Source organism: Prosthecobacter algae, assembly GCF_039542385.1.
Taxonomy (GTDB): Bacteria; Verrucomicrobiota; Verrucomicrobiia; order Verrucomicrobiales; family Verrucomicrobiaceae; genus Prosthecobacter; species Prosthecobacter algae.
Window position 1 is genome coordinate 506,106 of sequence record NZ_BAABIA010000005.1, and the last position, 24,140, is coordinate 530,245.

20 protein-coding genes are annotated in these 24,140 nt (G+C 59.1%); 5 read left to right on the forward strand and 15 right to left on the reverse strand.

Annotated elements, in window-relative coordinates; all coding sequences use genetic code 11:
• Positions 1-14 precede the first annotated feature (14 nt).
• Positions 15-2,417: a right-handed parallel beta-helix repeat-containing protein gene (locus ABEB25_RS14390; RefSeq protein WP_345737107.1), complete on the reverse strand. Its 2,403-nt coding sequence runs from the start codon at positions 2,415-2,417 to the stop codon at positions 15-17.
• Positions 2,418-2,745: 328 nt separating this feature from the next.
• On the opposite strand from ABEB25_RS14390, the gene tyrS reads away from it, so the two are divergent.
• The gene (gene tyrS, locus ABEB25_RS14395; protein ID WP_345737108.1) at positions 2,746-3,918 is read left to right on the forward strand and encodes a tyrosine--tRNA ligase; all 1,173 of its coding nucleotides are present in this window, start codon (positions 2,746-2,748) and stop codon (positions 3,916-3,918) included.
• Between the two features lie 108 nt (positions 3,919-4,026).
• On the opposite strand, the gene ABEB25_RS14400 is transcribed toward tyrS, so the two are convergent.
• From ABEB25_RS14400 to ABEB25_RS14465, 14 genes are all read right to left on the reverse strand, one after another.
• Positions 4,027-5,289, reverse strand: a complete 1,263-nt coding sequence (locus ABEB25_RS14400; protein ID WP_345737109.1) for a hypothetical protein — start codon at positions 5,287-5,289, stop codon at positions 4,027-4,029.
• Between the two features lie 46 nt (positions 5,290-5,335).
• Positions 5,336-6,496 carry a trans-sulfuration enzyme family protein gene (locus ABEB25_RS14405; RefSeq protein ID WP_345737110.1) on the reverse strand — a complete coding sequence of 387 codons (1,161 nt, stop codon included), beginning with the start codon at positions 6,494-6,496 and terminating at the stop codon, positions 5,336-5,338.
• A gap of 135 nt (positions 6,497-6,631) precedes the next feature.
• On the reverse strand, positions 6,632-7,867 hold the full coding sequence (locus tag ABEB25_RS14410; RefSeq protein ID WP_345737111.1) for an MFS transporter: 1,236 nt from the start codon (positions 7,865-7,867) through the stop codon (positions 6,632-6,634).
• A 66-nt stretch (positions 7,868-7,933) separates the two neighbouring features.
• Positions 7,934-8,824: a helix-turn-helix domain-containing protein gene (locus tag ABEB25_RS14415; RefSeq protein ID WP_345737112.1), complete on the reverse strand. Its 891-nt coding sequence runs from the start codon at positions 8,822-8,824 to the stop codon at positions 7,934-7,936.
• Between the two features lie 61 nt (positions 8,825-8,885).
• Entirely contained in the window at positions 8,886-10,235 is a 1,350-nt protein-coding gene (locus tag ABEB25_RS14420; RefSeq protein ID WP_345737113.1) for a DUF1501 domain-containing protein, read from the reverse strand.
• An 18-nt stretch (positions 10,236-10,253) separates the two neighbouring features.
• Positions 10,254-12,242 carry a DUF1549 and DUF1553 domain-containing protein gene (locus ABEB25_RS14425; protein ID WP_345737114.1) on the reverse strand — a complete coding sequence of 663 codons (1,989 nt, stop codon included), beginning with the start codon at positions 12,240-12,242 and terminating at the stop codon, positions 10,254-10,256.
• Positions 12,239-13,762, reverse strand: a complete 1,524-nt coding sequence (locus ABEB25_RS14430) for a polysaccharide lyase (protein ID WP_345737115.1) — start codon at positions 13,760-13,762, stop codon at positions 12,239-12,241. The genes ABEB25_RS14425 and ABEB25_RS14430 overlap by 4 nt, the downstream gene beginning before the upstream one ends.
• 103 nt (positions 13,763-13,865) lie before the next feature.
• Entirely contained in the window at positions 13,866-15,599 is a 1,734-nt protein-coding gene (locus ABEB25_RS14435; protein ID WP_345737116.1) for a M56 family metallopeptidase, read from the reverse strand.
• A 6-nt stretch (positions 15,600-15,605) separates the two neighbouring features.
• The gene (locus ABEB25_RS14440; protein WP_345737117.1) at positions 15,606-16,010 is read right to left on the reverse strand and encodes a BlaI/MecI/CopY family transcriptional regulator; all 405 of its coding nucleotides are present in this window, start codon (positions 16,008-16,010) and stop codon (positions 15,606-15,608) included.
• 112 nt (positions 16,011-16,122) lie between these two features.
• Complete coding sequence (locus tag ABEB25_RS14445; protein WP_345737118.1) at positions 16,123-16,806, reverse strand: response regulator transcription factor; 684 nt, start codon at positions 16,804-16,806, stop codon at positions 16,123-16,125.
• Positions 16,803-18,461, reverse strand: a complete 1,659-nt coding sequence (locus ABEB25_RS14450) for a sensor histidine kinase (RefSeq protein WP_345737119.1) — start codon at positions 18,459-18,461, stop codon at positions 16,803-16,805. The genes ABEB25_RS14445 and ABEB25_RS14450 overlap by 4 nt, the downstream gene beginning before the upstream one ends.
• A 154-nt stretch (positions 18,462-18,615) precedes the next feature.
• Positions 18,616-20,445, reverse strand: a complete 1,830-nt coding sequence (locus tag ABEB25_RS14455) for an alpha-amylase family glycosyl hydrolase (RefSeq protein ID WP_345737120.1) — start codon at positions 20,443-20,445, stop codon at positions 18,616-18,618.
• Positions 20,446-20,503: 58 nt separating this feature from the next.
• Complete coding sequence (locus tag ABEB25_RS14460) at positions 20,504-20,758, reverse strand: GlsB/YeaQ/YmgE family stress response membrane protein (protein ID WP_345737121.1); 255 nt, start codon at positions 20,756-20,758, stop codon at positions 20,504-20,506.
• A 101-nt stretch (positions 20,759-20,859) separates the two neighbouring features.
• Positions 20,860-21,036 (reverse strand): hypothetical protein, encoded by a 177-nt coding sequence (locus ABEB25_RS14465; RefSeq protein ID WP_345737122.1) that lies wholly within the window; start codon positions 21,034-21,036, stop codon positions 20,860-20,862.
• Positions 21,037-21,299: 263 nt separating this feature from the next.
• Here ABEB25_RS14465 and ABEB25_RS14470 point away from each other — a divergent pair, with 263 nt between their 5' ends.
• From ABEB25_RS14470 to ABEB25_RS14485, 4 genes are read left to right on the forward strand one after another with little or no spacing between them, the layout of a single operon-like run.
• Complete coding sequence (locus tag ABEB25_RS14470) at positions 21,300-21,989, forward strand: NUDIX hydrolase (RefSeq protein WP_345737123.1); 690 nt, start codon at positions 21,300-21,302, stop codon at positions 21,987-21,989.
• Positions 21,986-22,567 (forward strand): riboflavin biosynthesis intermediates N-glycosidase, encoded by a 582-nt coding sequence (ybiA, locus tag ABEB25_RS14475; protein WP_345737124.1) that lies wholly within the window; start codon positions 21,986-21,988, stop codon positions 22,565-22,567. Before ABEB25_RS14470 ends, ybiA begins: the two co-directional genes overlap by 4 nt.
• 17 nt (positions 22,568-22,584) lie before the next feature.
• Positions 22,585-23,136 carry a protein-tyrosine phosphatase family protein gene (locus ABEB25_RS14480; RefSeq protein ID WP_345737125.1) on the forward strand — a complete coding sequence of 184 codons (552 nt, stop codon included), beginning with the start codon at positions 22,585-22,587 and terminating at the stop codon, positions 23,134-23,136.
• Positions 23,133-24,077 (forward strand): ADP-ribosylglycohydrolase family protein, encoded by a 945-nt coding sequence (locus ABEB25_RS14485; RefSeq protein ID WP_345737126.1) that lies wholly within the window; start codon positions 23,133-23,135, stop codon positions 24,075-24,077. Before ABEB25_RS14480 ends, ABEB25_RS14485 begins: the two co-directional genes overlap by 4 nt.
• Positions 24,078-24,140: the final 63 nt, after the last annotated feature.

Below are 24,140 nucleotides of genomic sequence, written 5' to 3' on the forward strand. Positions count from 1 at the left end.
TGTCCGTTCTGGTGCTACTCCGCACGGATGCCGATTTTCTCCACCGGGATGGCCTTGAACCCGAGCTTAAAGGCCGGGGATTCGGGTTTCAGACGCCAGTCGTCCTTTTTCCAGTCCACAAAGAGCGGATCGGCAACGAGGCTGTTTTTGTCCCAGCCGGCAGACTGCCACGCGGTCCATTCATCCAGAGGCTCGGCTTCGGAAATGCGGATGTCATCCAGGAACACCTGGCCCTGGGGCTCGTGACAGTCCACACGGAGCCAAAAAGCCTTCATCCAGGGTTTCCAGCCGGTTTCGTTCTCACGCAGCATGCGGCCGGTGGCCTCGACTTCCTGCCACTCACGGGTCGCGATGATGCTGGTGCTGCCCGCCTGCCAGTAACCCTCGCCATTTTTAAACGACGCCAAGGCCAGGCTGATTTTGGCGCTGGGTTCCGTGGATCGAATGCGCAGCCTCACCCGGTAGGCGGCTCCGGGTGTGATGGGCACGTCAGGGCCATGAAAGACGCTTTTCGGATTCTTGGGATCTTTCCCCAAAGCGCAGTCCACGCGCAGGGCTCCTTCAGCGGCGACGAGTTGCACCTCCTGGTTAGGCCGGTGATTGAATCCCCAGCCTTTCGGGGTTTTGCCAGCCGGGGCCTGATCGAAATTCTCCGCCACCAAAGGTTCACCTTTGTCTGGCCCAACCTGATTGATGCCCGTGACGATGGGGTGCCCGCCATTCCAGGCGAGGTTGTAATCAATCGTATTCCACTGCGGCGAGGCATGGCGGACATCGCCATACTTCACGCCGGGCGTGTCGCCTAACATTATGTTATACCGAAATACATTGCCACTCATCATCGTCCCGTCTCCACGGATGGCATCCTTCGGGTGGAGACCCATGTTGCGCATGGTTTTCCACGCCGGCTGGCCGATGACGGATTCGTAGCCCTTCACCATGGTGGGGTAATGACTATCATAAAAACGCATCGTTTTCGTCCAGCCATGGAGATCAAACTGGAACTTACCACCGAGGGCGAAGACGTTGTTTTCCACCACGCAGTCACGGGCGTTGTGCATGTGGATGGGCGTGTGGGCCACGCGGAAGACGATGTTACCGATGATGTCCAGGCCACCGCTATTATCATCGGGATAGAGGCCAAAGGTGAACCAGGGATGCTTCAGGCCGCCGGCCTCCTGGCCGCAGCCGACGATGTCGTGGATGAGGTTATACCGCCACTTGCTGCCACGGCTGCTGATCCAGTCCCGCCCGCCCGTGTAGATGGCCCCGCCGTCCTGAGTCTCCAGCACCAGGTGATGCAGGTGGTTATACTCCACGATGAGATTGTTCCCACTCATCTGCACACCCATTCGTGGGCCGTCATGGATGTGATTGTGCGCGGCCGTGAGGTCCACGCCATGAAGAGCGATACCGCAGGCGTTTTTGTTAAACACACCCATGTGATGAATGTGATTGTCCTCCGCGATGTGACCCGGACCCGTCAGCGTTTTGCGGTCGCCGCCGCTCAGGCTGATGCCGTTGCTACCCGTGTAGCTGATTTCATTGCGGGACAGGCGCACATTTTTGCCCCCGCTGACACCGATACCGCTGCCGCTGAAGGCCCCCACCTGAGTAAGGGTGCATCGCTCCACCCGGCAATTCTCCGCGCCGTCGAAGGTGATGGCGCTGCCATGGCAGCCGGTGAGGGTGAGGCAGCTCAAAGTGATGTTTTTTGCCCCCGTTTTGACCTTGAAAAAACTCTCCAAGATAGGCAGGCGGACTTCCTGATCTGCCAGAGGCTGAGGAGGCCAAAAGTACAGCGTGCCCGTGTGCTTGTCATAAAACCATTCGCCAGGAGCATCCAGTTCCTCCAAGGCATTTTGGAAGTGGTAGCGGTTGTGCGGGTGCAGATCGTAGCTGCAATCTTTCTTGAGGGTGAGCCGTCCGGTCTCAGGGTCTAGCGACTGGATGGGCTCAATAAAATTCCACCAGCCATATTGGGCAAAGATATCCAACTCCACATCCTCTGGGTGCGCCCATTTTCGGATGTCGGCAGGTTTCACATAGAGATGACGTTTCCACAGATGCCCCTCTGGAGCACCCGCCGGGGGAAACTCCGCCACAAAGGCCCAGCCACCATAGAGCGGATCTGCCACGTCAAAGTTCGGGTATCGGGCCAGCACTTGGCGCTGGCCGGCAAAGAGGAGCTGCTTGGGCAAAAATCCCTTGGGCAGGAGTTTGGAAACGTCGGCCTTGAGGATTTCCCCCGCATGGGCTTGCCAGCCAGTGACAATTGGCGCACCTATGAGGCTGGCGCCTTTTCCCGTGATCGTGAGCTGGGAATCCTGGGCCTCCAGCACAAGAGGCTGGATGATTTCCGTGATGCCTTCAGGTAGTCGCAGCGTCACGGGCTCTTGATTACCAGAAAGGCGCATCTCGCGCACTTGTTGCAAGGCCTGTGACAAAGATAGGGCAGGGGAGACATGGAGCTCCACCGCCCCCAATAAGGGCGCACAGAAACCAAGGGCCAGTAGAAACAAGGGACGTTTGCAGCACATGAGGCGGCAGAAATACATCATCCCACCTGCCATTCCTCTAGAAAACAGCCCTTCTTCCAATCTACCTGCCTTTGAATCTGACCCCTTGATTTCTCTCCCCCAGGCCTGCGAAGGTGAAAAGCATCAACTTCTGCTTTGGGCATTTGTCATTTGCCCGTCATTCGTCATGCTGTCATCCCGGCATCCGACCCTCTTTCCCTCCATCATGCTCCCTGTCTCTGAACAACTCGAAATCCTCAAGCGCGGCACCGTGACCATTCACAGCGAGAAAGAACTCGCGGCGAAACTGGCCAAGGGCAAACCCCTGCGCATCAAACTGGGGGTGGACCCAACCTCGCCAGACATCCATCTAGGCCATGCCGTAGCCCTGAGAAAGCTGCGCCAGTTTCAGGACCTGGGGCACCAGATTGTGCTCATCATCGGTGACTTCACCGCCATGATCGGCGACCCCAGCGGCCGCTCCACCACCCGCCCGCCGCTGACTTACGACGAAGTGCTGGCCAATGCCAAGACCTACACCGACCAAGCCTTCCTCGTCCTCGACAAAGACAAGACGGAGGTCGTCTTCAACGGCAACTGGTTCAAAGAGATGCCTTTCATGGAAGTCATCAAGCTGAATGCCCGCGTGACCCTTCAGCAGATGCTTCAGCGTGAAGACTTCAAAAACCGCGTGGCCAATGGCACCGAGGTACGCCTGCACGAAATCCAATATCCCATCATGCAGGGCTGGGACAGCGTGGTGGTGCGGTCGGATGTCGAGATCGGCGGCAGCGACCAGTTATTCAACATCTTGGTAGGCCGTGACCTGCAAAAAGAAGAAGGCATGGAGCCACAAATCTGCATGACCCTGCCTCTTCTGGAAGGTCTGGACGGCGTGAAAAAAATGTCCAAGTCCCTGGGCAACTACGTGGGCCTCACCGATGCGCCGAAGGAGATGTTCGGCAAGCTGATGAGCATCCCAGACGAGCTGATGGCTAAGTACTACCTGCTCGTCCTCGGCGAAGAGCTGGATGCAACGATGCATCCTATGGAAGCCAAAAAAGCCCTCGCTGCTAAATGCGTGGCCGTTTACCACAGCGAAGCCGCCGCCCAAGAATGTCGCGACGACTGGGACCTGCGCTTCAGTAAAAAAGACCTCGCGAATGTCGAACTGCCCCTGCTCACCCTAGCCGATCGTCGCGATGTTCTGGGCGTGGTGCAGCATGCCTACCTGTCCGTCTTTGAGCAGACCGTCTCCGGCGGTGATGTACGTCGCCTCGTCCAGGGCGGCAGCATCCAGCTCAACGGCGAAAAACTCACCGATCCCAAAGCCGAACCCGCCTGGGAAACCGGCGCGGTGCTTAAGCTGGACAAGAAGAGGAGTGTGCGGCTGGCATAAGCACCCGCTTTTGAGAAAAGCACCTTTGCCTCTGGAACCTCATCTCTTCCAGCGGCGGGTGATGTCGTGCTGGCTCAGCCCGCGCGGTCTTGGCAGCCCTCAGGCTGCTCACTCGCCCTGGAGTTCCTGCCGCAGTTTTTCGGTGCCGTCGCGCAGGCCCTGCAGGCCGGTTTTCCAAATTTCAAATTGCGCGTGGGCAGACTGGTAAGCAGGGTCCACCAACAGTTCGTCCAGAGCCAGGAGGGCTTCATGCATCCAGTTGAGACAGCGGCGGGTGATGGCCAGGACAAAACCGCGTTGCATCGGATCTGCCAGCTCCCGGCGTGAGTGCAGGGCTGCGGACAGCTTGCCACTGGCCTGCATGAGGTTGGTCATGAACCGGTCCGCTGGCTGGTCGCGGATCTCTCCTCGGCTTTCATTGATTCCTGTGCTGCCAATCTCTCGCAACACCTGCACGAGGAAGTCATAGGACTGGGCTTTCAGGGGATGCGGCTCGTCCGCCTCCCGGTTATCGTCCTCAATGTCGTCGCTGCCGTCATCCACTTTCCAGGACTCACCTTCCTCCGCATCCGTGGCGGCTTGGTTCATCAGTTCAGCCCACTCGCGGCGGCGCTTTTTGTCCGGGCTGTCATCCTCGGAAGGTTCCACGCCTTCCTGGGCATCGGCCATGTCTTCCAGCAGGTTGTCCCAGCCCATGACAAAGGCGGTCTTTTCATCGGCGTCTTCATCTTCGCCGTACTTTTCATAAGCTTCCATGCCCGCATCATTCAGGCGGTCGGAGGCTTTGAGCTGTTCTTCCCACTGCTCCTCGGTCATGGCGACATCCGTGTCGTCCTCGTCATCCTCCGTAGGTTCGGGACGCTGGATGATCGCGGCCAAAAAGTCGCGCATGGCCTGCAAGTTAGCCAGTCTTTGGGCTCCCTCTTCATCCTCATCCATCTCCCAGACATGCTCAGAAATGGTGATCTCCAGGTCGGCACTTTCGACTACGCAGCGGCCCTGCTCGATTGTGAACCATTCCAGGTAAAGGCTGTTGCGCAGCTCGGTCGGCACGTCGGCGATGCGGTCTTCCCGGTAGGCCTGACGCCACTCTTCCTCCGGCACGGTGAAGACCTTCACTTTGCGGGAGGCGGTGATGTCACCCACCATGCCGTTTTGCACCCGGTTCAGCCGCTGGAGTTCCGGCTGCGGCTGGGAGGCCGGATTGACAAAGGAAACCCGAGTGCCCGCGACATCGCGCCAGGCATCGCCATCGAGGTCCAGCTCGATAGGCTCCTCGCGGCCCAGCAGCCACAGCCGACCACGGACGCGACCGCGTTCGGTGTTGTCGATTTCACCATGGGTGATGGCGGTATGGATGCGTAGTGCCACGTCAAAGAAAGGGGGGAAAGAGGGCTGAGAGACGGCGGGGGCGAGATCAGGCTTTCAAGGCCTGCTCAATGTCTGCCCACAGATCCTCCACATGCTCAATGCCGACGGAAAAACGCACGAGGCCATCGGTGACACCGGCGGCTTCGCGGATGTCTTTGGGGATGGAGGCGTGAGTCATGGTGGCAGGGTGGCACACGAGGGATTCGATGCCGCCCAGGCTTTCGGCCTGTGTGAAAAGGCGCAGTCTGCGGATGAAAGTGAGGGCCTGTTCCTGCATGTGCCCAAAGTCAGCCAACAGCATGCCCGAGCCCGCGCTCATCTGCTTCTTCGCCAGCTCATACTGAGGATTCGACGGCAGGAAGGGATAACGCACACTTTTCACATCGGCCCGGGCTTCCAGGCGGGTGGCCAGTTCCAGAGCATTGGCACTGTGGCGCTCCATGCGCAGAGCCTCGGTCTTCACGCCGCGAGAGGTCAGCCAAGAATCAAACGGGCTGGGCTGCAAACCGAGGGCCTTTTGGGCAAAGATCATTTTCTCCTGCCACTCGGCCGAGTTTGAGCACACCGCGCCGCCGAGGGCATCGGAATGGCCGTTCGTGTACTTCGTGGTGCTGAGCAGGGAGAGATCGGCCCCCAGATCCAGCGGACGCTGCAACAGGCTGGAGGCAAAGGTATTGTCCATCACCACCGTGGCACCGACGCTGTGCGCAACCTCGGCGATGGCACTGATGTCCAAAATTTTGAGCAGCGGGTTTGTGGGAGACTCCAGCCACACCAGGGCTGGCTTGATCTCGGCGATGCGGGCGTAATTCGCCGGGTTGGCCAGGTCCACATACTCGATCTCCACGTTGAACTTGCGCAGCACGCGCTCAAACAGGCGATAGGTGCAGCCGTAGATGTTTTGTTCGGAGACGATGGTGTCCCCAGCCTTCAGGCCAAAAGCAATGGCGGTGATGGCGGAGACACCGCTGGCGAAAACTGTGCAGTGCTGGGCATTCTCCAGGCTGGCCAGGGTGTTTTGCAGGTTCCGGTAATTCGGGCTGCCACTGCGCGTGTAGTCAAAGCCGCCAGGATTCCCCGTCTCGTAGGTCGAGGTCATGTAAATCGGGGGGATCACCGCGCCCGTTTCGCTGCGGTAATCCTGGCCGATGTGGATGGCTCGGGTCTCAAAACGTGCTTCGCTGGGCACCGTGGGGTCGTCTTTCATGGTCGGACGTTTACCCAATCATGCCACGGCGAAGATGCAAGCCTGGGGGCAGTGCCGATGTTCAACCTTTGGCGGTCCAAGCCAGTGCATATTGCCCAAAAGCTGACCGCCAAAGACACCCGGGATCACCCGGTATCACTTCTCCTTCGCTGTTTCCACGTCCGGCAGGAACACCGTCAGCAGACCCAGCAGAGGGAGATAGGCACAGACACGGAACACAAAGTTGATGCCCTGGCTATCCGCCATGGCCCCGAGCACGGCGGAACCGATGCCGGCGATGCCGAAGGCCAGACCGAAGAATAGCCCTGCGATCATGCCCACTTTCCCCGGCATGAGCTCCTGCGCATAGACCAGGATGGCGGAAAAGGCGGAGGCCAGCACCAGACCGATGATCACTGTCAAAATCGCCGTGGTCATCAGGCCTGCATGCGGCAGCCAGAGGGCAAAAGGGGCCACCCCCAGGATGGAGACCCAGATGACCTGCTTGCGGCCAATGCGGTCTCCCACCGGGCCGCCGATGATCGTACCCGCGGCCACCGCAAAGAGAAAGACAAACAGGTAATATTGCGACTGCTGCACCGAGACCTGGAAACGATCCATCAGGTAAAAAGTGTAGTAATTGGTTAGGCTGGCCAGATAGACGTATTTGGAAAAGATCAGCACCACAAGCACGGCCACGGCAAAGGCCACGCGCCCGGTTGTCGGTGCCTCACTGGCAACAACCGAAGCAGGCCCGCGCCGCCTGTGGATGCGGTGCAGGTTTCGCGCCTGCCACTGCCCCACCTGGAACAGCACCAGCACGCCGATCATGGCAATGATGGAGAACCACGACAGGGCTGCCTGCCCATGCGGCACGATGAACCATGCGGCCAGCAAAGGACCGACGGAGGTGCCCGCGTTGCCTCCCACCTGGAAGAGAGACTGGGCCAGCCCGCGTCGGCGTCCCGCCGCCATGTGGGCGATGCGTGAAGCCTCGGGGTGAAACACGGCAGATCCTGCGCCCACCAGGGCGGAAGAGATGAGGATCGTCGGGAAACTGTGCGCTTGTGAAAGCGACAGCAGGCCCACCAAGGTCATCCCCATACCCACGGGCAGGGAGTAGGGCATGGCCTTTTTGTCCGTGATGTAACCGACCAACGGCTGCAGCAGGGAAGCGGTGACCTGGAAGGTCAGCGTGATGAGACCCAACTGGGTAAAGGTGAGCCCGTAGGATTCTTTGAGCACCGGATAAATCGCTGGGAGCAGGGCCTGAATGGTATCATTCAGCATGTGGGCAAAGCTGATGGCAAAAAGCAGCGCAAACACGGTTTCCGTGGCATTCTGCTGGGGCCTCACCAGCGGGGGGGCCTCCTCGATCACTGTCTCATTCATAGGGACGATGACTCTTCCCAAGAAGTCGCCGAAACTCAAAGGGCAGCCCTGGTGCTCATCCGAGTCTCAATGGTATTTTTCTCGGATTGCCTCCCGGAACTCAGCGGGGGTGTCACCGGCATAACGGCGGAAAAAGCGGCTGAAGTAAGAGGGATCCTGAAACCCTGTTTGATAGCCGATTTCCGAAATGCTGAGGTCCGAATGCAACAGCAGGCGCTTCGCATCCAGCAATCGACGATGGCGGATCAGCTCTCCGGCCGAGTGGCCTGTCTCCTGGTGAATGACGTCATTCAGATGATTCACCGTGACTCCGAGCTGCTTCGCGTAAGGAGCCAGAGCCTGCCACTCGCGGAAATGATGTTCCAAAGCCAAATGAAACTGACGCGCGAGAAGGGCGGCCCGGGTGGGTTCGGATCCCGGGTGGCCTGCGGCATCCAGACGGCTCGCCTCGATAAACAGGATGCGCAGAAGAGCGCGCAGCACCTCCATGACACCACGCCTGCCGCCATCATACTCACGTTGCAAGTCCACAAACAGCTCTAGGAGGCGACCTGCCTCCTTCTTCTTGACCTGGAACCAGGGGGCGGCACCTGGGGCGAAGAAAAAGGGCAACTCCACCAGCATGCTGGGCGGTGGCGACTGATGATCAAAAAACGCCTGGGTGAACGAGGCCACCGTGCCACGCATGGAGGCCGCACGCGGGTAAATGGTGTGAACCTGCCCAGGACTGAGGAAAAACAGCGTGATGCCAGTGACATCATATTCACGGAAATCATGCATCAGCCGGGCCGGCCCCTGAATGAGGAAGAGCTGGAAGAAATCATGAAAATGAGGGATCAGCCGCTGAGGTTCCTGGCTCATGGAAAGCTCTAGAGGCATCACGACCACCCCCTGCTCACGCAGGCTGTCCTGCCCGTAGTCGCTCATCTGGAGCGAGGGGATGGTGCGGCGGTTCATGTGGCTGGGATCAAAGCACGAATCCCCGCTAAAGGCCAGTACTTGAGAGGGCCACCATCCTTTAGGCCAGGATATCCTTCGCCACTTCACCCGCCACATCCGTGAGGCGAAAGTTCCGCCCTGCATAACGATAGGTGAGACGCTCATGATTGATGCCCAGCAGGTGCAGGATGGTGGCGTGCAGATCATGCGTGCCCATCACCCCTGTCGCTGCGGTATCGCCCATTTCATTCGTGCTACCATGCACGTAGCCGCCTTTCACACCGCCGCCCGCCATCCACATGGTGTAGCCACCGCCATTGTGACCCCGGCCATTGTAGGCCTCATTGTCGTAGCCGGAACCACGCCCAAACTCGCCGCCCCAAACAATCAGGGTATCGTCCAGCATGTTGCGTTGTTTAAGGTCTGCAATCAGGCCGGCGATGGGCTTGTCTATCGAATGACATTGGCGGCCCAGGTTTTCACGCAAGCCGTTGTGATGATCCCAGCCAGGGGAGGTGAGCTGAATGAAACGCACCCCTTTTTCCGCCAGCCGACGGGCCATGAGGCACTGGGTGCCAAAGCGTTCCGTATCACTGGTATTGAGGCCGTAGAGTTCACGAATGTGCTCAGGCTCTTGGCCGAGGTCCAGAGTCAACGGCACCGAGCTCTGCATCTTGTAGGCCAGTTCATAAGACTGGATGACGCCTTCAATCTCTGGATTGCCAGGGTCCTGCCCCAGCAGGCGGCGGTTGGCCTTCTGGATGAATTCGATCTGCCGTTTTTGTTCCGCATCGGACAGGCGTCCGTTGCTGAGATGGGCCACACCGCCGCCGCCCGTATTCAGCCGTGTGCCTTGAAACGAAGCTGGCAAAAAGGCCGATCCGTAATTCATGGCCCCGCCATTGTCGGCAATGGGATTGATGGTGACAAAACCGGGCAAATCCTCCGCCTCAGTGCCCAGGCCGTAAACGATCCAGGCGCCCATAGAGGGCCTGACGAAAGATTCGCTACCGATGTGCAATGCCACCGTGGCCATCTGATGGGCATTGGTGGCGGTCTTCATGCCATTGAGCATGCAGAGGCTGTCGGCGTGTTTGGCCAACTCAGGAAAGGCTTCGGAAATCATGAGCCCGCTCTGCCCGCGAGGCTTGAATTCAAAAACAGAGCCCATGTACTTTTGCACCTTCTCCGCCTCGGCCTTGGCCAGTTCAGGCTTCCAGTCAAAGGTGTCCAGATGACTGGGCCCGCCCTGCATGTACATGAAGATCACCCGCTTCGCGCGTGGGGCAAAATGGGGCGGCTTGGGGGCCAGCGGGTTGATCGTCTTCGGCGGAGCGGCCGCTTGCGCCCACTGCTGGTTCAGCGCCTGAAAGGCCAGCCAGCCAAAGCCGACACTGCTGGACTGGAGAATATGGCGACGGGTGGTCATGACAGTCGAAATCAGGGTTTAAAAAACATACCGGAACTCAGCCGTGCCCAGCAGGGCCTGCACCAGTGTGGTCCAGCGGGCTGGGTCGCCGCCGGATTCAGTTCCCTCCAGCAAAGTGAGGGCCTCCGCCTGCTCTTCTGCCGATGGCTTCCGGCCTAACAAATAACTATACAATTCATTCACCGATTCTTCTGGATTTTTCTTTTCTTCCAGGATCCTCCCGGCGATTTCACCAGCCACGTCTTCCATGAACGGACTGTTCATGAAAAAGAGAGACTGCGGCGCGGTCGTGGTGACATCGCGCAGACCTTTGATCTGGGTGGGGCCGGGAAAGTCAAAGGTACTAAAAAGCTCCGGCACGCCGTCACGGACCACCGGCAGGTAAATGGTGCGAAATGGATCCTCCACGTTGAGGAAACCCTGGGTGATGCCCAGCCGTCCTTTGCCCCCTGTGCCGCCCACCTGCGTGCCTTCCGGCCGCACCAGGTCCAGCCTGCCCGCCAGATGCAGTAGGGTGTCCCTTATCGGCTCGATCTCCAGCCGACGTGCGTTCATCCGCCAGCGCAACCGGTTGCCTGCATCGGGATGGTTCGGATCCGCAGCGTCTCCAGTGGAGCAGGCGAGGCGGTAGGTGCGGCTGAGCATGAGGTTGCGAATCAGCCCTTTCACCGACCAGCCGCCCTCGACAAACCGGATGGCCAGATGGTCCAGCAGTTCCGGATGAGTGGGATCGGCACCCGTGCTGCCGAAGTCATCCACAGTGCGGACGATGCCTTCACCAAAAAGATGCTGCCACACGCGGTTGACCATCACGCGTGCGGTCAGCGGATGGGTCGGCGAGGCGATCCACTGGGCCAGCTCCAGCCGCCCGGAAGCTGCTGCGGCGATGGGGGGCAGGGCAGGCAGGCCGGGCACGGTGATCTTGCCACGACCAGGGGCGGCTAGGCGCTCATAGGGATCACCCCCGACAGCAAGTTCACAGTCACGGGCCTCCCCCTCCACCACCCCCATGCAGAAGTGCGGATCCGTGTCATATCGCGGGAGTTGTTTTGGGTTTCCCAGTGCACGGATGTCATCCATGGAGTGAACCCCGGCGGGCAGCATCTGCGGCGGCCCCACGCTCTCATTCAGCGCGGTGGGCAGGTCCACCAGCATCTCAGGGTCCACATAACCTGCCCGTGTCATGTCATGGCGGTTGGCCAGACCGGAGAGGGTGCGGCTGCTGTAAAAGATGCCCGCCAACGCATAGTAGTCCTTTTGGCTCACCGGCTCCGTCTTGTGATCGTGACAGCGAGCACAACTCAACGTTAGGCCAAGGAAGGCACGCGAAGTGACGTCCATCTGGTCGTCCACCTGATCCAGGATGAACTGCTCGTAGCTGCCCTCCTGCAGGCTGAGACTGCCCAGAGCCAGCATGCCGGTGCCGGTGATTTGTTCCCGTCTCTGTGCCACGGTCTTGGCAGGCAGAAGATCTCCGGCGATCTGCTCCGCAATGAAACGATTGTAGGGCTTGTCGGTATTGAAGGAATCAATGACCCAGTCACGGTAGCGGAAAGCGTAGAGAAACGGGGCATTCCACACCCGGCCAATGCTGTCGGCGTAATGCACCACATCCAGCCAATGCCGGGCCCAGCGCTCGCCAAAACGCTCGCTCTGGAGAAAGGCATCCACCACTTTTGCAAAGGCGTCATCGTCCGCAGAAGGATCCCGCACAAAGGCCTCCACTTCGTCCTGCGAAGGGGGGAGACCGCGAAGGTCAAACGATGCGCGGCGGATCCATACCTCACGGCTAGCATCTCCCACGGGCTGTAGATTTTCCTTTTCCAGCCGGGCCAGGATGAAGCGATCCAGATCATCGCGCGACCAGGCCGCATTCTTCACCTCAGGTAGGGCGGGCCGCTGCATCGGCTTGTAAGACCAGGGCACCGGATTTTCATACTCGGCTGCCGGGATGGGGGCCATCGCCAGCATCAGAGCGGGAAGAATCCAGGCCGCCTTGGCATTCATGACTTGGCTCCTTTCATCTTCAGCCAGGCGCTGAGAGCCCGGACATTTTGGACAAAGGTGTCGCTGTAAATCACACCGCCTTTAGGCGAGGTCTTTTTGCCGCTGGCATCGCGCATGATGCCGCGCTCATCCTTGCTCTCTGTCCACGATCCGTCGGGCTTGATCTCGCTCAAAATGGTAGAAATATCCTTGTCGGTGGGGGGTGAAGACCAGCGCTCTTTTTCGGTGCGGGGGAAGACGACCGGCTCGTTGCGCACAATCTTCCTTCCGATGGCCTCGATGGCATCTAGCTCGCTGTCCCAAACCCAGCCATAATTGGAGGAAGCTTTTTTGTCGCTGTAAGTCAGCTCGAAACCTTTGCCGCCTTCACCCCGCTCAAAGTAGAGAGGCTTGTTGGTCTGGAGCTCGTAAAAGCGTGCCAGTTTGTTGCCGGGCAGCAAGGACTTGCGCAGGTAGGTGATGGCCTTGGCGACAGGTGGCAGGTACTTTCTGTCACCCGTGGCGGCGCTGAGCTTCAGCAGCGCCCACATGGCAGCCTGCGACTCACGACCGCTGACGGAACTCGGCTCAAAGGCACGGCTCCACACGGGCTGCATGTCGGCATTGTACTGCTGGGCCCAGGCAGGCTGCGGCTCGGGCATTTGAGCGGTGATGAGAAAGTCGCCACCCCGCTTGGCCGCCGCGAGGTAACGTTCGTCGTGGCGCAGTTGCCATGCCAGCAGGAGGGTGGCCATCAGCGTCGCATGAGTGTTGTCATTCAGCACGTAGCAGCCGGTGAAATCCTTGGGCCATTTGCGTGGCCAGTCAGCGGGGTAATTACCGGCCTTCACAGGATACTTGTCCGCAGGTGGGGGCGATGCAGGCCAGGTATCAAAACTGGCGGACCAGCCCCCCGCCGGATACTGCGCGTTCATGATGGCATTGAGCGCATAATCCGCTGCCTCACGGATCTCCTCATCCTTGCCAGCCAGCGCATGATCCACACGGATGAGCAGGCGCGTGGCCGCCTGGGTCACATCATCATCCACCGTGGAGTAGTTGGTGTCCTTGTGCTCACGCTGCCGCCAGATGTGCCAGCCGGCCTCGCCCTGAGGGAACTTTTTGCGGTCAATCAGCTTCCCTTCCGCATCGCGGCGATACAGATGCTTGGCGCGGCTTGCCGCATCAAAATGGCCGGAGTAATCCCACCCGCCGGAAGTGAGTTGCGTGCGACTCACCGCGTGGGCGGCATCCACCGCCGCCTTCAGGCAGCTTTCATCCTGTGTGGCCTCATAAGCATCCAGAAAGGCCATGCCCACGGCAGGCGTGCCCGGCGGTTGGATCCAGATCGTGTCCGGTCCGGGGATGCCCTCGGCTTCACGCAGGGTGAAGTCGGCGCTGTAGCGGTAAACATAGCCGCCATGAGAGGCAGCCTTGCCATGGTAAAAGGCGACAGCTTTGGATAAAGCCGTGGTGACTTCGCCAGGGCTGACGGCGTGAACAATCGCAGGAATCAGAAAGCTAACAAGGAAGCGGAACATTTGAAGGCGAGCTTAAAGTTTGAGTGACGAAGACGTCCAAGCATCTTGACGGATGTTTTACGATATTTTTACATCCTGCGATAAAACCGGGCAAATGCCCATTCTACTCCGCCGAAATGCGGACGTTTTTGTTTCCGTTGTCCCGAACGGCGTCCATCGCCTCGGCGAGCGCTTTATCAGGCACCCCAGAGTCACCACTGACAATGACCTGCGCCCCTGGATGCTGTGGCAGGTAACTCTGGAGGTGGCCACGAAGGCGGTTCATCGCGACTTCTTCCTCACCGAGGATGACGCTATCGCCATTCTTGGTTACACGGATCGTTAGGGTTTCCCCGGAGGCACTGCCGGGGCTCTTGGCCTCAGCGCTTCCACGGTTGCCGTCTCCCTCACGGGAACCAGATTTCTGGCTGTCCCTTTCGCTCGTTTTTGGCCGAGCACCATCGCGTTCTCCTGTGCGTGGGCGGTCGCCATCACGCTCGCCTGTGCGAGGTTTGTCACCGTCACGTTGGCCGGTTTTAGGGCGATCACCATCGCGCTCACCCATGCGAGGTTTGTCCCCATCACGCTCGTCAGTTTTAGGGCGATCACCATCACGCGGCCCGGTCTTGGTTCCTTCACGGTCAGCCGTGCCAGATTTTTTCATGCCGTCACCCTCACGGGCCCCTTTCTTTGGCCGGTCACCCTCACGTTCGCCCGTCATCTTGCCATCGCCTTCGCGGCTGGCGCGCGGGGCCTGTCCTGTTTCGCCCGTAGGTGTGCTGCGCTCTCCGTCTCGGCTGCGGTCTTTGGCGGGGATGGTCTTCTCTTCGGCCGCCTGCCCGGTGGTGAAGGCATAGCAGGTCAGCACGCCAAAGGCGAGGGTGAAGACGGCGTGCAGCCAGGGACGGTTGCGGTTGGGTTGGGCGATCATGGTGATGCGTTGCAGCAGGGTGGGATGGTTGCGCACGCATGGGGCCAACCCTGCCATGGCCGGTGGTGCAAAAAAGGTCTCCTGGATGCGGAGCAGCGTGTGCCCGTAGGCCAATCGTTCGTTAGGCGAAAGTAGGCGCAGCACAGCGGCATCGCAGCGCAGTTCGCGGTCTGCCTGGAAACGTGAACCGATGACCCACACCAGCGGATTGAACCAATGCACGGCCTGCACCGCCACCGCGGCCCAGTTCCACAGCAGATCGCGATGGCGCACGTGCAAAAGCTCATGCAGCAGCACATGGCGCAGGCTGGCTTCATCGAAACGAGACGGCCAGTCCTCCGGCAAAAGCAGCCGGGGCGAACGCAGACCGGTAATGGCTGGCGTCGAACCCGCAGGTAGCAATCTGATCTCAACCGGCCCCTGGATTTCCGCCAACCTTTGCAGGCGGCGCAGGCAGGACAAGAGCTGCGGATCATTCCCCACCAGAGCAGCCGCCAGCTTTTCCTCAAAACGCCACTGCCGCAGCACCGCCGAACCGAAAACCAGCACTGCACCAGCCAACCAAAGCAGCGCGAGGGAAGGCAGAAGGAAAGCCATCTCAGGAGCATCTGTCTGCTCCGCCCCACCCGCAGGCATCTCCGTCGCGGGCAGGGAGAATGCTGGACCTGAAGCAGGAAGTGTCGTCACGGACACAGGCGTTTCCAGGATGGCCTGAGGTGCCCAGCCACCCAGGCCAAAACCAGCCGGAATGCAGGCTGGAAGCAGCAGTTTCAGACCCACCAGCATCCACAGGCCGATGCGCCAGGCTGGCCCCAGCCGCGCCCCCAGAAGCACCCGCAGGCCCAGCACCGCGAGGATGAGCACGCTGGCCTCCAGGGAGGTGCGCAGCAGCCAGTGCAGGGTGGAATCCAGGGCAGGAGCATTCATGGCAGATTACTTTTTGAGATTTTTCTCCGCCTCACGCAGCACCTGCCGCAGGGCTTCCAGATCATCTTTGGAAACTTCTTCTCGCTCCATCAGGCCCGCCACAAAAGGGGCCAGACGGCCATCAAACACCCGCGCCAGGAAGCTGCGGCTTTCCTCCTGCTGGCAGTCATCCTGGGCAACTGCTGGCACATAACGAAACTCGCGGCCCACCGTTTCCACGGCCAGCGCACCTTTCTCGGCCAAACGCCGCACCAGAGTCTGCACGGTGCGCGGCTTCCAGTGCAGGCGTCCTTCCAGTTCCTTGACCACCTCCGCCACCGTGCTGGCACCGCGCTCCCAAAGAACCTTCATGACCGTCCATTCGGCATCGGAGATTTTGGGTGAAGAGGGAGGCTGTGGACGTGGTGGCATTTTTGTGAATTACAAATGTAATCGCAAGATTACACATGTAATCCGAACGGTGACAAGAAAATATTTCTAACCACAAGTCACACCAACTTTTCCAGCGCCTTGGCGGTGGCTCTCACTCAAATCGGTACCCGGCACCGTGCACCGTGCGAATGATCTGCGGATTGGCAGGATCTCTTTCCACACGCTTCCGCAACTGGGAGATGTGCTGGTCCAGCGCCCGGCTTTCCGGGAAATAATCCACGCCCCAGACTTCATCCGCCATGGTGTTGCGGTCCACCACCTTGCCCCGGCGGGCATACAGCAGCGTCAGCACCTTCATGTCACGCGGGCTGAGCTGGATTTCGGCCCCCTCACGATAAGCACGGAGCTCCGCCGGCACGATCTTCAGGTCATCCATCACAAACTCCTGTTCTGGTGCCTTGGTGCCCGCGCGGGCCGCAGTCCGTCGCAGAATGGCACGGATGCGGGCAATGATCTCCTTCACCCCAAACGGCTTGGTCATGTAATCATCAGCGCCCAGTTCCAGCCCCAGCACCGTGTCAATTTCCTCTGCCTTCGCTGTGAGAAACAGGATGGGGACGCTCTCATCCATCTTGCGGATCTGTTTGCAAACTTCGTAACCGTTTTGGCCGGGCATCATCACATCCAGGCAAACAAAGTCCGGCCGCGTGGCCCGAAAGAAATCCACGGCCTGGAGACCGTCGCTGGCCGTCACCAGATCATAACCTTCCATGCTGAGAACTTCGCGGAGAGCTTCCCGCGTGTGGTCGTCGTCTTCGGCGATGAGTATCTTCATAGAGGTTGAACGGGAAGTGTCAGGATAAATCTAGCGCCTTCTTTGTGCAGGCTGCAAACCTCGAGTGAGCCGCCGTGCAAATCTGCCAGCTCACGTGAAATGGTCAGGCCGATGCCGGTGCCGCTGACACCTTCGTTCAAGTCGGAGCGCAGGCGCTCGAACGGTTCGAAAACCATGCGCCGCTTCCCTGGCGGAATGCCTGGGCCGTGATCTTCCACCACGATTCTGACACTGCTGCCCGCTGTTTCCGTGCGGATGGAGACCCATTTGCCATGGGCTGCGTACTTGTCCACATTGGAAAGCAGGTTCCCCAGGATCTGCTCCAGAGCATCCGCATCCGCCCTCATGGTCGGCGGGCCATTCAAAATCGTGTGCACCTGGAAGCCTTTGTTTTCCAGCAGCGTTCTCCAGTTCCCCACCGCACGGGCCACCACTTCATCCAACACGATCGGCTTGATCTGCACGCTCAGCTTGTCCCGCTGCTGGCGCGCGTAGTTCAGCACATTTTGTATCAGGCGGTTCAGCCGTGCCGTCTCCGTCTCCACCACCCGCAGGTGCCGCTGGGCGATGGCATCGCCGCTGTCTTCGATGCGGTGGGCCGCCATCTCCGTGTAGAGCTGGATGTTTGTCAGGGGTGTTTTCAGTTCATGAGAAATCTGGTTCACAAAGCTGACCCGCTGCTGCGCCAGACGAAGTTCCCGGGCGTTTTCACGAAAAAATGTCCAGGCCAGTGCCAGCACCAGCAGGCAGCCCGACCCCACTCCCAGCAGAATGGGAAAGAGATAGGGCTTTGGAAACTCCATGAAGGCTGGTGAATAGCTGAGCACCCACTGGGTCAATGGGGCCGAACATTCCAGCCGCGCCGATGGGGGCCGGTTGGAACCTGGCAACAGCCGGCCCGCAAGATGCAACTGAATCCCGCTCGTCGTGGCCAGCGCCATGCGGCCTGGGTAGCTTTCCAGCCCAGGGGGCGGCAAACGGGCGTACAGAGCCCTGCGCAGAAGCTGACTGTCCAGACGCGCGCAGACGAGATCCCCTTTTCCCAGCTTTCGCCAGTAAATGAAGTCTCCATCGGTCACATGCCAGCCAGACGAAAAAGGCACCAAAATGGCATGCCTCTCAAGACTTTGCAGGTGGTAGCTTTCCGATCGAGAAAAGGTCCTCCACACCGCCTTTCGGCTACGGTCTGGCGGCACTTGGCCTGCCGTATTCTCCAGGGCATAAAACGGCCCTACGGCATCCCGCTCCCGGCCCAGCGCGGACTTCAGCAGTGCCAGCAGAATGGTGGAGCGGGAGGTGGTATCGGCGCCTTCTCCAGGATGTACATCCTTCTTTTGTGAAATCAGCGACACCACTCCGCCCAACTCAGCCGTCCATGTTTCTACAACCCATTCATGCCCGCCCAGGGCGGTGGCCATCTCTGCAGCCGTGGCTGCTGGGGCATTGCCCATCTGGTCCAGCCTATCGGTGAATCGACGCAGGTCATTGACCAACTGTTGATTGGCCGTCGCCAGACGTTCCGTCAACACGGCGGCCATGGCGGCGTCCGTGCTGCGCGCTGCATCTCGAATGAGATACGTGCCCAGCCAAGTCAGTAGAGCCACTGGCGTGATGACCAGCAGGATGAGCAAGAGATTGGTGCGGCGCTGCTGCATGAAGACTCCGCTACGATAAGCCTCCGGCCGAATCGCAACAGCAGGTTTATGCAGAGAATTTTCGCGTGCCTGAGAATCAAACGGACTTTTACATCCGCCCGTTTCTACAGTTCGAGGCACCTCGGCCAGTCAGCGTCCACCGCTATGGACTGGCCTATGCTGCATCCTTGTCCTGGGAAAGAATGGCCGCCGAATAGGGGCCGACGGCCAAGTGAATGCTGAAAGGCTGGCCTTCCCATTCGCCTTCCATGGTCGTCGCATCCACACAGGGGTGCCCATCCAGATCATGCCCATACACATGGGCATCGCTATGAAAGCGCACTTTCCAAAGTCCTGGAGATGGCACGCCAATGCGCACATCGTCCGCTGCCTGGTGGCTGAGATTCAGAACCACCAGCACATCATCTCCCGGCCCGCCTTCAAGCCAGCGACGATAACCGAGGACTTTACGATCATGTTCCAAATGATGAACCTGGACAAACTGGCCCGTTAGGCCGGCCGTTGTACCGGCGAAGTTTCTGCGCAATTGCGCAAGATCCCGATACAGGGCCAGCACACCCTTGAACTCTTCCGGCCGAGACCAATCCAGCGGCACATCATCGCGGAACCATTCATCCGTCAGGAACTCCTGCCCCTGAAAGATCATCGGGATACCCGGGGCGGTGTAAAGCAGCGCTGCAGCGAGGTTCGAGCGCTGCCGTGCAGGCCGAGCTGCTGCATCATCGGGCGAGATTTCTGAAGGCAGCCGCGCCTTGCCATTGGCCACTTCATCATGAGATTCACTGTAGATCACCCGCTTGAAGACATCGCCATCAAAGCAGCACGTCAGCGCAGACTGAATGACCTCCAATCGCCGATGCTCATCCTCCGTCAGGGTCATCACCTCCCGCACTGGATGCACAAAGGCCGCATTCCACTGCGTGCGAAAGCCTGCACCACCCGCGCCGGTGCCCTTCACCAGCCATTCACTGTCGCGCAGATCTTCAGCGATGGTGATGGCATCCGGGTACTGGGCATGGATTTCATCATTCACCCAATGCATAAGGCCCCAGCCCTCCGAAAGATCATCGTCAGGATGTCCCGGATTGCCCTGGCAACTGCGGATAAAGACGGTCATGTCCCAGCGCAGGCCATCCACGCCGTACTCTTCAAACCACATCAGGGCATTGTCCCGGATGTAAGTGCGCACCTCGCCACGCCCATAATCAGGCCGTGTGTCTCCCCACGGTGTGCTTGAGCGATGATCGTTGTAAAAATAAATGCCGCCTTTGTCATTTTCAGACCAGCCATCAAATTGCCACAGGCCGAGATCCGATGGACCAAAGTGATTGTACACCACGTCCATAATCACCGCGATGCCATGCGCATGCGCCGCTTTGACAAAGGCCAGCAGGCCCTGCGGCCCGCCGTAGGCAGACTCCACCGCAAAGGGACTCGCGGGATTGTAGCCCCAGGAGAGATCCCCGGCAAACTCCGCCACCGGCATTACCTCGATCGCATTGATGCCCAGGCTTTTGAGGTAAGGCATCTTTTCCACTGCGCTGGCAAAGGTGCCATGGGCAGCCCCCTCCGGCACATGAAAAGAACCCACATGCATTTCATAAATGACCAGGTCATTCATCTTCGGTGCCGTGAAGGCAGGACCCGCTTCTTCAGGCCGTGGCTTCCAGACCAACGTATTGCCCACAGAATTTTCCATGACCCGCCCGCGCGGGTCCGGACGCGTGAACTCCTTTTCCCCATTTCGAATATGGTAAAGGTAGCCTTGTCCCTCCTCCGCCCCATCCACCAGGGCAAACCAAGTGTCCCCCTCCTCTCTCTGCATGGGATTCGCTGTCGGATCCCAGTCGTTAAAGAGCCCCACCACTGACACGCTTTCGGCATGGGGAGCCCAAACGCGAAAGGCCACTCCTTTGGGCTGCACTAAGCAGCCCATGCCAGGAATGACGTGGATTTTTTCCAAGGCTTTTTTGCGATCACTCATGGGGTAAAGGAGAGGAAAAGGGGGGGAAGTTCGTGGTGAGTTTGCCGAATCGATGCGCTTACTTCCGGCCTGCGATGACTCGATAGATCATCAAGAGAACCAGGGAACCGAGAATGGCGATGCCGAGGCTGCGCAGATCAAACTGCTGCACCGAGCCAAAGCCGAGCTGAGTGCCGATCCAGCCACCCACAGAGGCACCCACCACGCCAAGGATGATGGTGAGGAAACAACCGCCAGGGTCTTTGCCCGGCATCAAAAATTTAGCAATGCCGCCTGCGAGCAGGCCGAGAACAATCCATGAAATAAAGCCCATAATCGTGATTCAGATAAATTGGTTAGGTCAGGATAAAATCAGGCTGGCATGGCTGGGGGGCGGCCATCGCCAGCCTGATATATCCGGGGGGAAGGAAGAGACTATTCAGTCACTTTTTCGACGGCATCGCGGATGCCTTCGGCAGGGCGGGCATCAAGTGCATCGTCAATTTTGTCGCCCACTTTGGCAGCAGGGCCTTTTTCTTCTTTGCAGCTCACGGCGGTCAGAGTGAAGGCGGAGGCAGCAACGGTCAGGGTGAGGAGGCGGATGAGTTTCATAGGAGTCGTAGAGTTGATGTTAACAAAGAGTGCGGAACGCACCTCCAGCCTTCTGTTGCACCGGCTATGCCATGGCAGTATGAGCACCTTCAATTCATTGATTCACAATGCTTTAGACTCCGATCGATTGCAGTACGCCCACCTTAAGCAGGCTTAATGCATGGATTCAAAATGCCCACCTCCTTGCCGTTTGCATGGGCGTTTTGAGATAGCCTTGTCTTTTTCCTTTACATAGTGTTGTTTTTACACTTTCATGCAGTCGCATGAAACACACCTATGAATACCCGCGCGCGGCATTGACGGTGGACTGCGTCGTATTTGGGTTTGACGACACCGAGCTTAAAGTCCTCCTGATCGAACGCGGCATCGCCCCTTTCAAAGGTCAGTGGGCCCTGCCAGGCGGTTTTGTGCGGGTGGATGAAACCCTTGATGAAGCCGCCCGGCGCGAACTCATGGAAGAGACCGGATTGAAAAAACTCTTTCTCGAGCAGCTCTACACTTTCAGCTCGGTGGACCGCGACCCTCGCGAACGCGTGATCAGTGTGGCCTACTACGCCCTCACCAAACCCGCCGACCACCGCACCCAGGCCACCACCGATGCCGCCGATGCCCGGTGGTTTCCCATCCGTCAGATCCCCGCACTCGCCTTCGACCACGCCGACATCTTCGCCACCGCCCTCCAGCGCCTGCGCGGCAAGCTCCGCTACGAGCCCATCGGCTTTGAACTGCTGCCGCCCAAGTTCACCCTCAGCCAGCTCCAGCAACTCTACGAGGCCGTGATGGACACCGAATTGGACAAGCGCAACTTCCGCAAAAAAGTTCTCAGCTACGGCCTCCTCCTCCCCCTGGATGAAACCCACCGCGAAGGCGCCCACCGCCCCGCCCAGCTCTTCCGCTTCGATCCCGTGCGTTATGAGAAACTCAAGAAAAAGGGATTCCACTTTGAATTATGATCTCTCCTCCCATCACCTCCTTTAAAGCCCGCTCATGCAAAGCCCTGGTCACTGAAATCCAAAGCGGTCTCGCTCCCAAGTGGCTGTTCTTTTGGGGGCATACCCCATCCAAAGATGGCCAAGTTTCCAAATCCTGTTTCAGCCAATGGTGGGATGCTCACGCCTTCACTCATCAAGGGGTCGCCTACGCCACGGCAGAGCATTTCATGATGGCTGAAAAAGCACGGCTTTTTGGCGATGCCCACACCCTCTCCCGCATCTTGACTGCCAAGAGCCCCGCCGAGGCCAAGAAACTCGGTCGGCTTGTTCAAGGCTTTGATGAAAAGCGATGGCTAGCGGCACGCTGGAACATCGTGGTTCAAGGGAATCTGGCCAAGTTCAGCCAAAATGCTGATCTTCGCGCCTTTCTCCAGGAAACTGGTGACCGGGTACTCGTCGAGGCTAGTCCCTATGATCGCATCTGGGGCATCGGCATGTCGGCCACGGCCCCGGAGGTGGAAGACCCCACCCAATGGAACGGCCTCAATCTCCTCGGCTTCGCCCTCATGGAAGTCCGTGAACATCTAAAACAAAACTAACACCCCCTCTACCCTTTATGAACACCCGCCGTCTCCGCCAACTCCCCTTCACCCGCAGCTACTGGGTCGTCCCAGGTAAACTCCTGGCCGGTTTTTTCCCCGGCGATCGCGACCCGAACGTCGCCAATTCGAAACTGACCTCGCTGTTCGACTGCGGGGTTTCACACATCACCAATCTCATGCAGGAAGATGAGCGCGACCACACGCGCCAGCGCCCCTTTGCGGATTACAGCTTCGCTTGGTACACCCTCGGCGAAACCCGCAGCCAGCCCGTGACTTGGGACCAGCGTCCCATCCGTGACCTCGGCATCCCCACCGTGGCTCAGATGATTGAAACGCTGGATTCCCTGGATGCCGTGCTTGCCGAAGGGCGCACCGCCTATGTCCACTGCTGGGGTGGCAAAGGCCGCACGGGTACCGTCATGGGCTGCTGGCTGGCCCGCCACGGTGAGCCCGAACCTCTGCAAATACTGCACCGGCTCACCTCTCATGCCCGTGCGCATTTTCCCGTCATTCCGGAAACCGCCCAGCAACAAACCTTCGTCACGAATTGGAAACGCCATCAATGAATGCCCTGACCCAGTCCCAACGCATTTTCGGCGGCCTTTACGGTTCGCTCGTGGGCGATGCCCTGGGAGTGCCCGTGGAGTTTAAACCGCGCGCCGACCGTGTGGCGGATCCCGTGACAGGCATGCGTGACTACGGCACCCACGGCCAGCCTGCGGGCACGTGGTCGGACGATGGTGCCTTGCTCCTCTGTTCCGTGGAAAGCCTGGTCGAAAAAGGTTTCGATACCGAGGACATGGGAGCCCGTTTTGTGCGCTGGTGCAGCCTCGGCCATTGGGCGGCCCATGGGACGGTCTTTGATATCGGCATCGCCACTCGCAAGGCCTTGCGGCTCATCGAACAAGGTTGCCCCGCCGAGTTGGCGGGTGGCCAGGACGCCTATGACAATGGCAACGGTTCCCTCATGCGCATCCTCCCTGTCGCCCTGGCCTTTCACCCCAAGGATGAACCCCTCTTCCGCAGCCATTTGGAAAGGGCCTCGGCCATCACTCATGGACACGCACGGTCCAAAATGGCCTGTGTTTTCCATGGCCTCTTTGTTCGCGGACTCATGAAAGGTCTGACGAAAGCAGAAGCCCTAGCCGAATCGCGAGAAGCCTTTATCCAGCAATTTGAAAACAACCCAGAAATCACGAACTTTTGGAATGTCCTGCATGCGGATCTCATCACTTGGCATGAGTCGCAAGTGCGTTCCGGTGGATACGTCATGGAAACCCTCACCGCCTCTCTCTGGTGCCTTCTAACTACAAGTTCATTCTCCGAATGCGTCCTCAAAGCCGTGAATCTGGGCGATGACACCGACACTACCGGCTGCGTCGCTGGCGGCCTCGCCGGTGTTTATTACGGGCTTGAGGCCATCCCCGAAGACTGGCGCGCAAAACTGCCCCGGCAGCAAAACCTTCAGGATCTTTTCCAACACTTCGTTTCGCTCTGTTCACCATGAACCCTGACCAAACCTTTTTGTAACCTTTCACACAACCAATGCCAAACCATGACAGATACACAA

Bases quoted from the DNA above. Each gene is read 5' to 3' on its own strand.
- ABEB25_RS14450 (WP_345737119.1), bottom strand. From the start codon at position 18,461: ATGCAGCAGCGCCGCACCAATCTCTTGCTCATCCTGCTGGTCATCACG.
- ABEB25_RS14405 (WP_345737110.1), bottom strand. From the start codon at position 6,496: ATGAAAGACGACCCCACGGTGCCCAGCGAAGCACGTTTTGAGACCCGA.
- ABEB25_RS14445 (WP_345737118.1), bottom strand. From the start codon at position 16,806: ATGAAGATACTCATCGCCGAAGACGACGACCACACGCGGGAAGCTCTC.
- ABEB25_RS14470 (WP_345737123.1), top strand. From the start codon at position 21,300: ATGAAACACACCTATGAATACCCGCGCGCGGCATTGACGGTGGACTGC.
- ABEB25_RS14425 (WP_345737114.1), bottom strand. From the start codon at position 12,242: ATGAATGCCAAGGCGGCCTGGATTCTTCCCGCTCTGATGCTGGCGATG.
- ABEB25_RS14440 (WP_345737117.1), bottom strand. From the start codon at position 16,010: ATGCCACCACGTCCACAGCCTCCCTCTTCACCCAAAATCTCCGATGCC.
- ABEB25_RS14410 (WP_345737111.1), bottom strand. From the start codon at position 7,867: ATGAATGAGACAGTGATCGAGGAGGCCCCCCCGCTGGTGAGGCCCCAG.
- ABEB25_RS14430 (WP_345737115.1), bottom strand. From the start codon at position 13,762: ATGTTCCGCTTCCTTGTTAGCTTTCTGATTCCTGCGATTGTTCACGCC.
- ABEB25_RS14460 (WP_345737121.1), bottom strand. From the start codon at position 20,758: ATGGGCTTTATTTCATGGATTGTTCTCGGCCTGCTCGCAGGCGGCATT.
- ABEB25_RS14455 (WP_345737120.1), bottom strand. From the start codon at position 20,445: ATGAGTGATCGCAAAAAAGCCTTGGAAAAAATCCACGTCATTCCTGGC.
- ABEB25_RS14420 (WP_345737113.1), bottom strand. From the start codon at position 10,235: ATGACCACCCGTCGCCATATTCTCCAGTCCAGCAGTGTCGGCTTTGGC.
- ABEB25_RS14480 (WP_345737125.1), top strand. From the start codon at position 22,585: ATGAACACCCGCCGTCTCCGCCAACTCCCCTTCACCCGCAGCTACTGG.
- ABEB25_RS14415 (WP_345737112.1), bottom strand. From the start codon at position 8,824: ATGAACCGCCGCACCATCCCCTCGCTCCAGATGAGCGACTACGGGCAG.
- ABEB25_RS14485 (WP_345737126.1), top strand. From the start codon at position 23,133: ATGAATGCCCTGACCCAGTCCCAACGCATTTTCGGCGGCCTTTACGGT.
- tyrS (WP_345737108.1), top strand. From the start codon at position 2,746: ATGCTCCCTGTCTCTGAACAACTCGAAATCCTCAAGCGCGGCACCGTG.
- ybiA (WP_345737124.1), top strand. From the start codon at position 21,986: ATGATCTCTCCTCCCATCACCTCCTTTAAAGCCCGCTCATGCAAAGCC.
- ABEB25_RS14465 (WP_345737122.1), bottom strand. From the start codon at position 21,036: ATGAAACTCATCCGCCTCCTCACCCTGACCGTTGCTGCCTCCGCCTTC.
- ABEB25_RS14390 (WP_345737107.1), bottom strand. From the start codon at position 2,417: ATGCGCCTTTCTGGTAATCAAGAGCCCGTGACGCTGCGACTACCTGAA.
- ABEB25_RS14435 (WP_345737116.1), bottom strand. From the start codon at position 15,599: ATGAATGCTCCTGCCCTGGATTCCACCCTGCACTGGCTGCTGCGCACC.